The sequence below is a fragment of the Microbacterium sp. ARD31 genome, assembly GCF_031844425.1.
In genome coordinates this window covers 1-13566 of the sequence record NZ_JAUZVE010000032.1, presented here as the reverse complement: position 1 = coordinate 13566, position 13566 = coordinate 1, and the positions used below count along the sequence as shown (strand labels likewise).

Genomic DNA, 13566 nt, shown 5'->3' with positions numbered 1-13566 from the left:
GCGTCAGCTGCGCAGCAGCTGCGAGAGGGGCGTGCGTCGTAGGCGACGCCACTCGAGCAGGGCCAGCGCGGCCGCCCCACCGACGAGGACGACCACGGGCAGCACGGCCCACCACGGCACGACGGGGTCGGTCGCTCCCGGTGCGAGGGTGAGGCGCTGCAACGAGAGCGAGCCCAGTGCCGCGTGGGCGCACCCGACCCCGACGGCCAGGCCCACGACGGCCGACGCGAGCACCGGCGTCGCGAGCTCGCCGAGGAGGGTGAGCCGCAGGTCGCGGTCGGACGTGCCCAGAGCGCGCAGCCTGCCCAGCGCCGTCGCCCGACCGGGTGCGTCCGCGGCCACCGCCAGCGCCACCCCCAGCAGCCCGGCCACCGCGAGCAGGACGCAGGACACCCACGCGAGGGCCAGCACCGCCGACGGGAGGGCAGCACCGCGTCGCTGCGCGAGCTCGTCGGCGTACGTCACGACCGCGCCGCCGGGCACCGCCTCCCCGACCGCGTGGAGCGCCGCCGCGGCGCCGGGCCCGACGGCCCAGACCGAGTCGGGCGGCACCGAGGCCCCGGCCGCGGTGAGAGCCTCCACGTCCACCACCACGACAGGGTCCGCGGCCCCGACGGCCGGTGCGGCGCCGACCACCTGCAGGGGGACGCGTGCGTCCTGCCAGCGCAGGCTCGGGTCGTCGCGCAGGCCCTCCGGGCCGCCCAGGACGAGCGCGGGGACCGGGCCGTCGGCGGACCGCAGCCGGGCCAGACGGGGTGCGTCGGGGAGGTCGCTGGCGGCGAGCACCTGCTCGTAGGCGGGGGCGTCGACCACGACGAGCCGCACGAACGCCGACCCACCCCGCGCCGAGACACGCACGCCGTCCTCGACCCGCGCGGCCGCAGCAGCCCGGACGCCGGCGGCACGGGCGACCTCGGACGCCGCCTCCGCCACGGTCGGGTCGGGGCGGGCGTCGAGGCGCGCGTCCCCGCCGACGACCGACAGCGCCCCCGCCGCCTGGCCGTCGCGCAGCGTGGCCGCGAGGGCGGCGCCGAAGGTGGCCGCCGAGACGGCCACCACGACGACCACGGTGGCGACCACCTGCGGCAGCGCACTAGGGCCCGAGCGGGCGAGGCGGGCCGCCACGAAGAGCGGGACGCCGCTGGTGGTCTGTCCCGTCCTCCGCAGCGCCGCTTGCACCGCGACCGGCACGAGCCGGACCAGCAGCACGGCTGCCGACACGGCGATCCAGGTCACGGCGCTCGTGCCCGTGAGGTCGCCGCCGTCGGCCACCCCGCGCTGGCGCAGCGCGACGAGGGAGAGGACGGCAGCCACCAGCACGGCGAGCTCGAGGACGACACGCTGCAGCTGCGCCGCGCGCACCCGCGCCCGGCGGGTCGAGCGGTTGGCCGGAGCGCGAGCCACCCGCCCGCGTGCGGTCGCGACGCCGAGCGCGACGGGGGCCAGGACGGCCACGACGAGCACCGGGGCCGACCACGCCCACCCCACCGACCCGGCGGCGAGCCGTACGGCGGCCAGGCCAGCCGCGGCACCGACCAGGGCGACGAGCAGCGACTCGACCCCGAGCTCGACGCCGATGCCGGACAGGCCGGCGCCGCGCTCCCGCGCTCCCGTCAGCGTGGCCGCGCGTCGCTGGGCCAGCAGCTGGGCGGCCAGCACGAGCACGAGCAGCACCACGGCGAGCAGCCCGACCAGCACCACCTCCGCCTGGCCGCGGGCCGCGGCGACCCGGGCGCGTCCGTCCCGGAGCACCGTCGCGAGCAGGCTGTCCCACGTGGTCTCCCCGAACCCTGTGCCGGCGCGTGACTGCAGCGCCGCGATCGTCTGCTCGACCCCGGCCGCGTGACGCCACCTGACCGCCTCGGGGACGGGCGCCAGCACCAGGCGGCGGCTGAGCGCGTCACCGGGCACGGCGAGCCGGAGGACGGGCAGCGACTCCGCAGTGACGAGCGCCGCGCCGGCGGTGCGCGGCTCGTCGCCTGCGGTGCTCGACGCCGGGTGCAGCAGCTGCGGCTCCACCTGCCAGGCCTCCTCGCCGGGGTCCTCGGGAGCGAAGACCCCGCTGACCGCGACCTCGACGGACCGCCCGTGCTCGTCGCGAGCCGGGATGCGGTCGTCGACCTCCAGGTCGAGTGTCGTGGCCACGGCAGCGGAGACGGCGACCTCCACCGCCACTCGCCGGCCCGGCGCGCCGCTCGGTGGGCCACCGCGGGTGTACGTCACGGCGGGGCCGCCGTGTGCGGTGTCGAGGAAGGCGAGCCGGAGGTAGCGGCCGGGACCTGCGTCCAGCAGCTGCAGCGGGGGCGTGGTCACGGTCGTGACGCCGGGACCGAGCACCGCCGCGAGCTCCCGCGGCATCGTGCTCCGGGCGAGGTCGGCGTCCTGCCGGACCTGCGTGGCGGTGCTGGGGTCGAGCACCTTGCCCGCCGGGTCGTCGTACCACTCGGGGAGGGTCGCCACGACCGTCCCGCGTGGGCCGGCGTCCGCCACCGCCGCGGCCATGGCCCGGTCGGCGGACCGCTCGGTGACCGGCGACACCGCCCCCACGAGGGCGACGGTGAGCGCGACCACGGTCGTGACCAGGAGCAGCAGCCCACGGTCGGCGAGCAGGCGGCCCCGGACCGTCGGCCAGTGGGGGCGAGGCAGGGCCATCAGGGCTCACCGTCCCGGAGCTGCGACGGCCCGGACCGCCGTACGACGAGCGCGCTGAGGAGCCACGTGACGGCCAGCGCGCACGCCACCATCGCGCCGACGACGGCCAGCTCGGCGCGCCAGGGCCACGCCACGACCGCCGCCGGCACAGGAGCAGCGCCCACGTCGGAGCGGACGAGGTGCGGGCCGACCAGCACGGCCGCCACCGCGCCCACGAGCGTCCCGACCAGGGTGAGCGGCAGGAGGACCAGGAGGTGCTCGGCGCGCTGCAGGCGCCCGGCGTCGCGGCGGGACAGGCCCAGCGCGCGCAGGCGCGCGACCGCCGCCGACGCGCGTGGCACGTCACCACCGACGACGAGGACCACGGCAGCCAGGTGCAGCGCCACGGCCAGGACCAGCAGGACCAGGAGCGTCGTGGGCAGCGCCACGCGCAGCGGACCCCGCGCCAGCTCGGCGGCCGCGCCGTCGCGGGTGGTGACTGCGCCGAGGCCGGCGTCCCGCAGCGCCTCCACGCTCGCGTCCGACGGGCGCGACACCCACCACCCGTCGACCACGGGCTCGAGGCGCCCGGCGTCGACCAGGGCGCGCGTCACGGTGTCGACGTCGGCGAGCACGGAGACCTCGGCGGGCGCCGACGGCACCTCGGGCACCAGCGCCATCACCTCCAGCTGCAGGGCGGTGCCGCCGACGATGGCCGAGAGCCGGTCGCCGACCTCCGCTCCGACGGCCTCGACGAGCCCGTGTGAGACCGCCACGGGCACGACCGCGGGCGCGGGCAGGACCGTCGTGAGGACGTCGGCACCGGTGTAGTCGAAGTACGCGAGGTCGACGTCGACCGAGGTCCGCAGCGTCGTGCTGCCGCCACGTGACCGCAGCTCCGCCGTCGCCCCGCCCACCGGGCTCTGCTCCTGCAGGGGTCGGACCTGCCAGGTCGGTCCGCTCCCGGCGTCCGGCCGGGCTCCGGGGACCACCAGGGAGGCGGTCACGGTCGACCTCGTCGCCGTCGGCCGTCCCGGCGCACGCCCGGTCGCCCCGTCGAGCTCGAGCCGTACGGCGACCAGCCGCAGGTCGTCGCCCGGCGCGGTCGACCACGTGAGGGGATGGGCGTCGCCGTCCAGGGGGATCTCGCCGCCGGCGACGGAGGCGCGGAAGCCGGTCGGGTCCTCCAGCACCGCGGTCACGCGTGCCGTGAGGTCGGTGCCCCCCGGCCCCCGCCCGCGCAGCACGACACCGGCGCCGTCGTCGGGGAGGGGGATTCCCGCCGCAGGTGCCGCGGGAGCCAGCGCGCGCCCGACGTCGGCCCACGACTGCCCGCCGTCGAGGCGTCCGCGCAGCAGCGCTCCGATCTGCCGTGAGTCGACCGCGACGAGGACCGGCCGAGCCCCCTGCTGCCCGACGAAGCGGCCCAGTGCCAGTGGGCGGTGCACGACGGGGGAGATGACCGGCGCGGGTCCACGACCGGCGGCGGCGCGGACCTCCCGCGCCTCGGCGAGGCCGGCGGGAGCGCGGAGCGCCAGGGCGAGGTCGGCCCCCACCCGCAGTGCTGCCTGGTCCTGCTGCGACCGCTCCCACGTCGTCCGCAGGGCCAGGGCGAAGACCGCGGCGGCGACCGACGCGGCGACCAGCACCATCGCCGTCGCCGCGTGCGCGCGACGCGCGGCCTGGTGGGTGGCGAGCGGCAGCACCAGCCCGCGGGACCGGCGTGCCGCGCCGGCGGCCCGAGCCAGCAGCAGCGGCACGACGCGGACGCCCAGGACCGTGAGCACCGCGAGGCAGAGGACCGGGGCGGCGGTGAGGACCACGTCACCGGCCCGAGCCGACGCGGACGGCTGGTCGCGCAGCTGCCACCACGCGAGCGCGGCGGCCGCGACGAGGACGAGGTCGGTGGCTCGGCGCGCGAGGCCGGTGCGCGGCGACGGGTCGGCCGGAGGTCGCGGCCGCAGTGCGGCGGCCACGAGCGTCGTGGTGAGCAGCGCCGCGGTCGCCAGGACGGCCGCCGTCAGCGGCCACGTGAGGTCCGGCGCCTGCCGGAGCCCCGCAGCCGAGAGGTCGTCGCTCCGGGTGAGGACGGCATGGAGCAGGGCCGCAGCAGGGACCGCCAGGGCACTCGCGAGCACGGCCAGGAGGGCGGCCTCCGCGGCGGCGGCGCCGGTGCGCTGGCGGCCGCTGGTCCCCATCGCCCCGAGCAGCTCGCGCTCGTCCTCGCGCACCGACCCGACGAGACGCCCGGCCAGGACGGCCGCCGCCAGCGACAGCGCCGTACCGAGCAGGAGGACGACCAGCACCATGGACCGGGTGCTCGCCTGCTGGGCGTGCAGGCGCGCGAGGGTGCGGGGGAGGTCGGACGCCAGGCGCGTCAGCCGGGCCCGCTCGCCGACACGTGCGGCCAGCAGTCCGGGCGCGTCGTCGAGCCGTCGGTTCGCACCCCGGAGCTCGGGATCGCCGGCGAGGGCGCGGGTGGGGTGGGCGGTCACGCGCAGCGCGTTGACCGACGAGCCGGTGTCGCGGAGGGCGGCCCCGTCGACGACGAAGGGTCCGTAGGTCGGCGCGGCCTCCAGCCCGTCGCTGTAGGCGGGGGAGAAGCCGGCGCCGCCGAGCGGGTCGCGCTCCCACTCGGGGTCGGCACGCGGGAGGAAGGTGCCGACGACCACGAGCCGTACGGGCGCGTCGACACCGCCCAGGCCGCGCTCCCTGCCGAGCACCACGCGGTCGCCGGGCCCGAGACCGAGCAGGCGCGCCGTGGCGTCGGGCACGACGGCCTCGGCGCGGCCGCCGGTCGCGGCCGGCCACCGCCCCGACGTCAGCTGTGCGCGGGTGGCCAGCGCGTCGGTCGCGACGAGGTACGACTGGCTGCCCGGACGCGCTCCGTCCGCCTCGAGCTCCCGCAGTCGCGACGTCGCCGTGGTCTCGAGCGTCGGCCGCATCGGGGTGAGGACGTCCTCGACCACGCTCGCCGCCGCGTCCCGCGCCGCCGTCGCGTCCTGGCCGGTGAGCTCGACGACGTACGCCGTCACGCCGAGCCCGGCGGGGTCGGAGCGGCGGACCGCCTCGCGGAACGCGCGGTCCTGGGTGACGTCGAGCACGAGGGTGCACGTCCCGACCAGCGTGCAGGCGGTCGCGACCAGCGCGACGACCGCGCCCAGCAGCCGTCGCTGCACGAGCGCTCGCCGCAGCACCAGGGGAAGCACGGGTCCGCCTCAGCCGTCGAGCCGGCCGTCCGCGATCGGGAGGACCCGATCCGCGAGGGACATCAGCACCGGGTCGTGCGTGGCCACGACCGCGGTGACCCCCTCGGACTCCACGACGGCCCGCAGGAGCGCCATCACCCCCAGGCCGGTCTCGGTGTCGAGCTGCCCGGTGGGCTCGTCGGCGAGCAGGACGCTGGGCGACCCGGCCAGTGCCCGCGCGATGGCGACACGCTGCTGCTGGCCGCCGGAGAGCTCGCCGGGTCGCTGCGCGGCGTGGTCGGCCAGGCCCACCAGGTCGAGCAGCAGGGCCACCCGCTGCTCGCGGTCGGCCACGGGCGTGCGCCGCAGCCGCAGGGGGACCCCGACGTTCTCCGCTGCGGTGAGCCCGGGGACCAGGCCGAAGGTCTGGAAGACGTAGGACACCGTGTCGCGCCGCAGGGCGCTGAGGCCCTCGTCGTCGAGGCCGGTGACCTCGGTCCGGTCGACGCGGACCGTCCCGGCGTCCGGACGGTCGAGCCCGCCCAGCAGGTTGAGCAGCGTGGTCTTGCCGGAGCCCGAGCGGCCGACGACGGCGAGCAGCTCGCCGGGGGCGACGTCGAGGGAGACGTCGTGCACGGCGTGCCGCGGGGCTGCGGCGGTGCCGAAGGTGCGGGTCAGTCCCCGCGCCGCGACCATCGGACCCGGCGACTGCTCACGGGTCTGGTCGGTCGAGGTGCTCACGCGCCCTCGCCGCGGTCGGAGCGGATCTGGACGTGGTCCTCCGCGAGCGCGAGCCGGACCCGGCGGGTGAGGTCCAGCGCCTCGCGGTACTCGCGGGGCAGCTGGACCCGCCCGGCCCGGTCCATCACCGCGAACTCGACGGCCGTGCCCGGGCCTCCGGCTCCCGCGTGGTCGCGGAGCACCTCGCTGCTCGTCCGTCCGTCCCGGATCGCGACGGTGCGTGCCACCTGCCCGCTCACCTCGGCGTCGTGGGTCACCACGACCACGGTGGTCCCGAGCTCGTGGTTGACCGTCCGCAGGGCTGCGAACACCTCGGCCGCGGTCTCGCTGTCCAGCTCGCCGGTCGGCTCGTCGGCGAGCAGCAGGCGGGGGGCGTTGGCCAGCGCGACCGCGATGGCCACGCGCTGCTGCTCGCCGCCCGACATCTCGTGGGGCCGCCGGTCGGCGCAGTGCCCCACTCCGAGGAGGCCGAGCAGCTCGTCGGCCCGTCCGCGGCGCTCGTGGCGTGGCCGACCGGCGATGGACAGCGGGAGGTCGACGATCTGCCGCGCGGAGAGGTACGGCACCAGGTTGCGCGCCGTCTGCTGGCGCACGAAGCCGACGACGTGGCGCCGGTAGTGCACCTGCTCGCGGCGTGGCATGTCGACGAGGTCATGACCGGCGACGCGGGCACGACCGGCGGTGGGGGAGTCGACGGCGGCGAGGACGTTGAGCAGCGTCGACTTGCCCGACCCGGAGGCGCCGACGAGGGCGACCATCTCCCCCTCGTGCACCAGCAGGTCGAGGCCCTGCAACGCCTGCACCTCGACGCCCTCGGACTGGTAGATGCGCACGAGGTTGTCGCACACCACCAGGGCGTCGTGCCCGAACTCCGGCTGGTGCTGCGGGGGAGCAGGGAGCCTCAGCACCGCTCCACCCCGTTCCCCCTGACCTCCAGCGCCGGTCGATGCTAGCAGTGAGCCGGGTCACACCGGGGCGGCTCGCGTTCCCACCCCTTCGAGGCACGATCCGCGCGAACAGCGGACGCTGCAAGGGCCCGACGGATAGCGTGGGAACCGGGTCATGCGACGTCGCGTGGCCGGAGCACGATCTCGGAGGGGGCCCGGGTGCTGACCCTGTTCGCGACCCTCATGGCCGGTGCCGGACTGGTGCTGGCCGCGCTGGCGGCGTACGTCGCCTGGCGCCGGGGCACGCGCATGGGCTGGAGCCTGGCGGTGATGCTGGTCGCGGTGGCGTGGTGGGGCACGGCGTACGCCGTCGAGCTCTCCGTCGACGAGATCGCGGACAAGGGCACCTGGGGCGACCTCAAGTACGTCGGTGTGGTGACGCTCGCGCCCGCCTGGCTGGTCTTCGTGCTGCAGTACACCGGGCGGGGCCAGCGGGTGACCCGCCGCCTCGTCGGGCTCCTGGCCGTCCCCCCGGTCGTGGCGCTGACCGTGCTGGCGGTGCCGGCGACCCACGACCTGGTGCGGTCCTACCCCGCGACGGCAGCGACCGACGAGCTGCCCATCGTCGAGTCCGGTCCCGCGTTCTGGGCGATCTTCGCCTACAACAACCTGCTGCTCGTCGGCGCGACCGTGCTCTTCCTCGCGAGCATGGTGCGGCTGGCTCGCACCTACCGCCGCATGGCGCTGGTGCTCCTGTCCTCGGCGCTGCTGCCGTGGGCGGCGAACCTGCTGCACAACCTGGAGGTGGGCCCGTTCGCCCGCATCGACCTGACGCCGTTCGCGTTCATCCTCACCGGCGGGCTGCTGGTGTGGGGGCTGTTCGAGGAGCGGCTGGTCGACCTGGCCCCGCTGGCGCGCAGCGCCGTGGTCGAGAGCATGGCCGACGCCGTGTTCGTGCTCGACGCCTTCGGCCGCATCGTCGACGTCAACCCGGCCGCCGTCTCGCTGGCGGACCGACCGCGCCGCGAGCTCGTCGGTCGACGCCTGCGCGACCTGGTCGACATCTCCGCGACCGCCGAGGTCGGCCCCGGTGGGCTGGTGCTGGGTGAGCCCGGGGCCGGCAACGTGCGGACCTTCGACGTCAGCCAGCAGCCCCTCAAGGACATCTCGGACCGCACGGCCGGCGAGCTCGTCGTGCTGCGCGAGGTGACCGAGCGGGTGCGCGACCAGCAGCGCCTCGAGCAGGTGCTGGAGGACCGGTCCCGCGTCGCCGCCACCCTGCAGGCCAGCATGGTGCCGACCCGGCTGCCGGCCGTCCCGCGCTGCGAGCTCGCCAGCCGCTACGTCCCGGCGGGGGACGGTGGCGAGATCGGGGGCGACTTCCTCGACGTCTTCCCGCTCGACGAGGAGACGTGGGCCTTCGTGCTCGGCGACGTCAGTGGCAAGGGCGCCGAGGCAGCGGCCGTGAGCGCGGCCGCCCGCTACACGCTGCGTGCCCTCGCGAGCCCCGACTCCTCACCCGCCACGACCCTGCACGCGGTCAACGACGTGCTCAGCGCCCAGACCGAGTCCGAACGGCACTGCACGCTCGTGCTCGGTCACCTGCGACCACCGGGTGACGACGAGGGTCCCGAGGCACCGGTGCGGATCACCCTGTCCCTCGCGGGGCACCACTGGCCGCTGGTGCTGCGCGCCGACGGCAAGGTGGTGGAGGTCGGCCTGCTCGGCACCGCGCTGGCGCTGTTCGACGACCCCGAGCTGCACGACGCAGGTGTCGAGCTCGCACCGGGTGAGGTGCTGTGCGTCTTCACCGACGGGCTGCTGGAGGCCCGCCGCGGGCGCGAGCAGTTCGGCTCCGAGCGGATCGCCGAGCTGATGCGCGAGCACCCGGACCTCACCGCCGACGACCTGGCGGGCACCGTGCTCGACGCCGTCCGCGCCTTCCACGGCGACGAGCTCGGCGACGACCTCGCGATGCTCGTGGTCCGGCACGTCGGCTGACCCCGCCGCCTTGCCCAGCGCGTAGGCTGGCGGAGAGCATCCGGCGACGGGGCCTCCGCCCGGAGGTCCCTGCCGGTCGAGAGGCGGACGTCATGACGACGTCGAACGGCCCCACCCATCCCTCCGACGAACCCCGAGGCGGTCCGGCAGCGGACGTCGCGCCGACCCGGGGGCCACTGCGACTCGCGCTGGCCGAGACCGCCGGGAGCAACCGCCTGGACGGCGCCTGGTGGCCCTGGTCCCGTGACCCCGAAGTCGAGGTGCCCGACCTGGTGGACCACTTCCCGTCGCAGTCCGGCCGGGTCGTGCGCGTCCTGATCTCTCCGCCGGACTGGGGGTCCGCACCCCGCCAGGTCCGCGTCGCCCAGGGCTTCGTGAAGATCGGCTCGTTCCCCCGCGACGACACGCACCTGGTCCACCTGACGTTGTCCGACCGGTCGGTGCTCCACCTGCTCGTGGTGCCGCCCGGTTTCACCGACGATCAGGGCGGCGAGGCGCTGATGGCTGCCGCCACCGCCGGCAACGCGCACTCCGCCGCGGCGCTTCTCGAGGAGGTCATGGACTCACCCGACCACGACCCGCGGGACCAGTGGACCGATCACGGCGACACGTTCTGGACCCATTCCGAGGGGCCGCCGTCGTTCCGGACGGGCGGCTGACATGGCGGGCCCCTCGGGCCCCGGGCGCGGCCGGACCGATCGTCGCGAGCGGCTCGTCGTACGCACCGGCCGGGTGCCGTGACGATGGCCGGCCTGGTGCTCCGGGTCCGGCTGGTCAGCGGTGACAGCACGGACGTCACCTACGAGGACCCCGAGGAGCGGACCGACGCCGAGGTCATCGACCACGTCGTCACCACGTTGTCGCGCGAGGACGGCGTCCTGCGCTGCCGTCACGGCGACCGGCTCGTGGTGCTCTACGGGCGGGGCGTCGCAGCCGTCGAGGTCGGTCCGCGCGGCCCCGTCCTCTGATCCCGGGCGCCGCCCAACGGCGTCGGGGATCGTCGGCCCTGCGTCCTGGCACCCCACGGCCTGCGTGGCGACGCCCCGCCGGTGCGGGCGGGTCAGGACCCGAGGAGGTCCTCCATCGTGGCGATCTCCCGGTTCTGCGCCTCGATGATCTGGCCCGCGAGGTCGACGGCGTCCTTGAACCGGCCGTCCTCCTGCTCGGTCTCGGACATCTCGACCGCGCCCTCGTGGTGCTCGATCATCATCTCGAGCCACAGGTCCTGGAACTCGGCGTCGCCGGCGTTCTCCAGCTCGTCCATGTCGTCCGCGCTCATCATCCCGGGCATGTCGTCGTGGCCCATGTCGTCCATCGTGTCGGACATGTCGCCCATGTCGTGGCCGGCGTGGGCGTGGTCGCGCATCGTGTCGGGGACCTCCTCGCCCCACGAGGTGAGCCAGTCGGCCATGGTCTCGATCTCGGGCGCCTGGGCCGCGCGGATGTCCTCGGCCAGTGCCTGGACCTCGGGGTCCAGGGGACGCTCGAGGGTCAGGTCGACCATCGACAGCGCTTGCGCGTGGTGGGTGATCATGTCGCTGGCGAAGGCGACGTCGGCGTCGTTGTGCTCGGTGGTGCTGACCTCGGCCTTGGTCCCGGCAGTGTCGGAGTCGTCACCGCACGCGATGAGCCCGGAGCCGAGGGCGAGGGTGAGGGCGACGGCGCCGAGCGCGCGCGTGCGACGGGTCGTGGTGTGCGTGCTGAGGTGCATGAGGGTTCTCCTGGAGTCAGGTCGGTGGTGTGTGGACGCTCGCGCGGCCTGTCAGCACCTGACGACGGAGAAGGCCCACTCGTGTGGCGGGCCCGTGCTACGCACCCACCGGGGAGCCCGCGCCGGCACCGGCGCGGGCTCGAACGCGCCGGGCAGCAGCGGACCACGGGAGCCGCCGACGAGCAGCACGAGCAGCGTCACCGCGGCCGCGGCGAGCATCGCCACGCAGAGCATCACCATGCTGCCCATGTCGTGGTTGCCCGTCGTCGTACCTTCGTGGTCCCGGTGCGCCTCGCCGTGCAGCTCGGCGGCGTGCCCGGCAACCGGCACGGCCACGTTGCCACTGCTCGCGGTCACGGCCGCAGGGGTGCCGTGCGTGGCGAGGGCGTGCATCCCCAGGATCCCGGCCACCAGGAGCCCGACCAGGGCGGCCAGGGGGAGGCGGCCGCTGCCCCGCACGCCCGTCAGCACACGCACGCGTCTGCGGCGGCGCACGGAGGGAGACGGCACGGACCTCATCCCTGACGATGCTACGGGGGACAAACTGACGTCCCGCTCGGGCCGTTCGACTCCGGCGCAACCGCGATCCGCGACCTAGCGTGGAGGCATGAGGACGGCTTCGGCTGGGCGCGCGTCGCCACTGCCGGTGGCGGTGGTCGCGCTCAAGGCCGTGCTCGTGGTCATGCTCGTGCTGGTGGTGCTCGATCCCAGCTGGGGGAACCTCGAGGGCAAGGCCCCCGTCGCCCGCGCGCTGATCTACCCGGTGGTCGCGCTCGTGGTGCCGGTCCATCGGCTGCTGCGGCCGTCCGACCGGCCCTACCCGTGGCTGGCCGACCTCCTGTTCACCCTGTCGGGGTTCACCGACGTCCTGGGCAACAGGCTCGACCTCTACGACCGGGTGTGGTGGTTCGACGACGTCGTCCACGCTGCGGTGACCATGTGCGTCTCGGCAGCCTTCGTGCTGCTCACCCTGGAGCGCACGACCAGCGCGGCCGCGGTCTGGGACCGCGCCATGTCCTTCGGGATGACCGCTGCCCTCGGGTGGGAGGGCTTCGAGCTCGTCTCGTTCGTCACCCGGTCGGCGGAGGTGTCGACCGCCTACGCCGACACCGTGGGGGACCTGACCATGGACTGGCTGGGCGCCGCCCTGGCCGCCTGGCTGGTCCACAGCCAGTGGCGCCACCACCTCCCCGACGAGGCGTACGACGGCTCGCCCACGCCGGTCAGCGGGCGGGCGGGGCGGCTCAGCCGAACGCGCATCCCGAGGTGACGCCGCCCCCACCCGGTCAGGGGTCAGCGGCCGAAGAGCCGGGACAGGAAGCCGCCGTTGCCGGCCCTGTCAGCCTTGGCGGCCTTCGCGGCTGCGACTTCGGCGGGGGTGTGCTGCCCGTTGCACCACTGGTTGCTGGGCACCATCGCCTTGACGTCGGCGACGTGCTGGCCGCAGCCGGCCCAGGTGGTCTTGCCGCAGGTCTTGCAGGTGGTCGGTCGGCACATGAGGTGACTCCGTTCGTTGTCGGGGTTGTGGGTCGTCAGAGGTGGTCGAGCCGGGTGGCTCAGCCGTGGGAGAACGTGATGTCGGGCAGGACCCGGGTGAGCCAACGGGGGGTCCACCAGGCCGCCTTGCCGGTGAGGCGGAGCATCACAGGCAGCAGGACGAGCCGGACCAGGAACGCGTCGAGGAGCACGGCGACGCCGAGGACGATGCCCATCTCCTTGGGCGGGAGCGGGCCGGACAGGGCGAAGGTGAAGAACACCGCGACCATGACCGCGCCGGCCGCGAAGATCACCCGGCCGGAGTGGGCCAGCGAGCCGACCATGGCCTCCCGGGGGTCTCCGGACTTCTCGTAGTGCTCCTTGGCGGAGGCGAGGAGGAAGACGGTGTAGTCCATGGCGATGGCGAAGATCATCGCGAAGAAGAACACCGGTGCCCAGGCGTCGAGGAAGCCCTGGGACTCGAAGCCGAGGAGGTCGGCACCGATGCCGTCCTGGAACACCAGGCGGGCGACGCCGAAGGCGGCGGCGGTGGAGAGCAGGCTGGCCAGCGTGCCGAGCAGCGAGATGAGCGGCGCCTGCAGAGCGATGAGCAGCAGCAGGAACCCGAGGCCGAGGACGACGCCGATGACGAGCGGGGTGGAGTCGTCCAGCTGGGTCTTGAGGTCGAGGTTCTCCACCGCGGCGCCGCCGACGGTGGCGGAGTCGGGGAGGTCGGCACGCAGGCGGTCGACGGTGTCGGAGAGCTCGGGGTCGGAGGGGTCGACGGTCGGCACGGCCTGGATGAGCACCAGGCCGGGGTCGGCCGCGTCGTCAGCAGCGGGCTGGGCGGGCATGGCGCCGGCGATGCCGGGGTCGTCGCCCAGGACCTTCGCGGTGGCCTTCGCGTCGTCGGCGTCGGCGATGACCTGCA

General features: G+C 75.5%; 12 protein-coding genes. 4 read left to right on the top strand and 8 right to left on the bottom strand.

Annotated elements, in window-relative coordinates; all coding sequences use genetic code 11:
* Window positions 1–3: 3 nt before the first annotated feature.
* From Q9S36_RS37755 to Q9S36_RS37740, 4 genes are read right to left on the bottom strand one after another with little or no spacing between them, the layout of a single operon-like run.
* A complete protein-coding gene (locus tag Q9S36_RS37755) occupies window positions 4–2652 on the bottom strand; it encodes an FtsX-like permease family protein (protein WP_311289904.1) in 2649 nt (882 codons plus the stop codon).
* Complete coding sequence (locus tag Q9S36_RS37750; RefSeq protein WP_311289903.1) at window positions 2652–5840, bottom strand: hypothetical protein; 3189 nt, start codon at window positions 5838–5840, stop codon at window positions 2652–2654. The genes Q9S36_RS37755 and Q9S36_RS37750 overlap by 1 nt, the downstream gene beginning before the upstream one ends.
* A gap of 9 nt (window positions 5841–5849) precedes the next feature.
* Window positions 5850–6515 carry an ABC transporter ATP-binding protein gene (locus tag Q9S36_RS37745; RefSeq protein ID WP_311289961.1) on the bottom strand — a complete coding sequence of 222 codons (666 nt, stop codon included), beginning with the start codon at window positions 6513–6515 and terminating at the stop codon, window positions 5850–5852.
* Between the two features lie 41 nt (window positions 6516–6556).
* The gene (locus Q9S36_RS37740; RefSeq protein ID WP_396653924.1) at window positions 6557–7465 is read right to left on the bottom strand and encodes an ABC transporter ATP-binding protein; all 909 of its coding nucleotides are present in this window, start codon (window positions 7463–7465) and stop codon (window positions 6557–6559) included.
* Between the two features lie 201 nt (window positions 7466–7666).
* Between Q9S36_RS37740 and Q9S36_RS37735 the strand changes: the two genes are divergently transcribed.
* The 3 genes from Q9S36_RS37735 to Q9S36_RS37725 all read left to right on the top strand — a co-directional run bounded on the left by Q9S36_RS37735 (window position 7667) and on the right by Q9S36_RS37725 (window position 10416).
* Window positions 7667–9448: a histidine kinase N-terminal 7TM domain-containing protein gene (locus tag Q9S36_RS37735; RefSeq protein ID WP_311289901.1), complete on the top strand. Its 1782-nt coding sequence runs from the start codon at window positions 7667–7669 to the stop codon at window positions 9446–9448.
* A 92-nt stretch (window positions 9449–9540) separates the two neighbouring features.
* On the top strand, window positions 9541–10107 hold the full coding sequence (locus Q9S36_RS37730; protein ID WP_311289900.1) for a DUF5994 family protein: 567 nt from the start codon (window positions 9541–9543) through the stop codon (window positions 10105–10107).
* 78 nt (window positions 10108–10185) lie between these two features.
* On the top strand, window positions 10186–10416 hold the full coding sequence (locus Q9S36_RS37725) for a hypothetical protein (RefSeq protein ID WP_311289899.1): 231 nt from the start codon (window positions 10186–10188) through the stop codon (window positions 10414–10416).
* 92 nt (window positions 10417–10508) lie between these two features.
* On the opposite strand, the gene Q9S36_RS37720 is transcribed toward Q9S36_RS37725, so the two are convergent.
* Both Q9S36_RS37720 and Q9S36_RS37715 read right to left on the bottom strand, forming a co-directional pair.
* A complete protein-coding gene (locus Q9S36_RS37720; RefSeq protein ID WP_311289898.1) occupies window positions 10509–11159 on the bottom strand; it encodes a DUF305 domain-containing protein in 651 nt (216 codons plus the stop codon).
* Between the two features lie 51 nt (window positions 11160–11210).
* Window positions 11211–11669 carry a DUF6153 family protein gene (locus Q9S36_RS37715; protein WP_311289897.1) on the bottom strand — a complete coding sequence of 153 codons (459 nt, stop codon included), beginning with the start codon at window positions 11667–11669 and terminating at the stop codon, window positions 11211–11213.
* 97 nt (window positions 11670–11766) lie between these two features.
* On the opposite strand from Q9S36_RS37715, the gene Q9S36_RS37710 reads away from it, so the two are divergent.
* Window positions 11767–12429 (top strand): hypothetical protein, encoded by a 663-nt coding sequence (locus Q9S36_RS37710; protein ID WP_311289896.1) that lies wholly within the window; start codon window positions 11767–11769, stop codon window positions 12427–12429.
* A gap of 23 nt (window positions 12430–12452) precedes the next feature.
* Here Q9S36_RS37710 and Q9S36_RS37705 read toward each other — a convergent pair whose 3' ends face one another.
* Together Q9S36_RS37705 and Q9S36_RS37700 are read right to left on the bottom strand one after the other, a co-directional pair.
* Window positions 12453–12656 carry a hypothetical protein gene (locus Q9S36_RS37705; protein WP_311289895.1) on the bottom strand — a complete coding sequence of 68 codons (204 nt, stop codon included), beginning with the start codon at window positions 12654–12656 and terminating at the stop codon, window positions 12453–12455.
* Window positions 12657–12715: 59 nt separating this feature from the next.
* Window positions 12716–13566 (bottom strand): MMPL family transporter (locus Q9S36_RS37700; protein WP_311289894.1); only part of this gene is annotated, 851 nt, incomplete at its 5' end.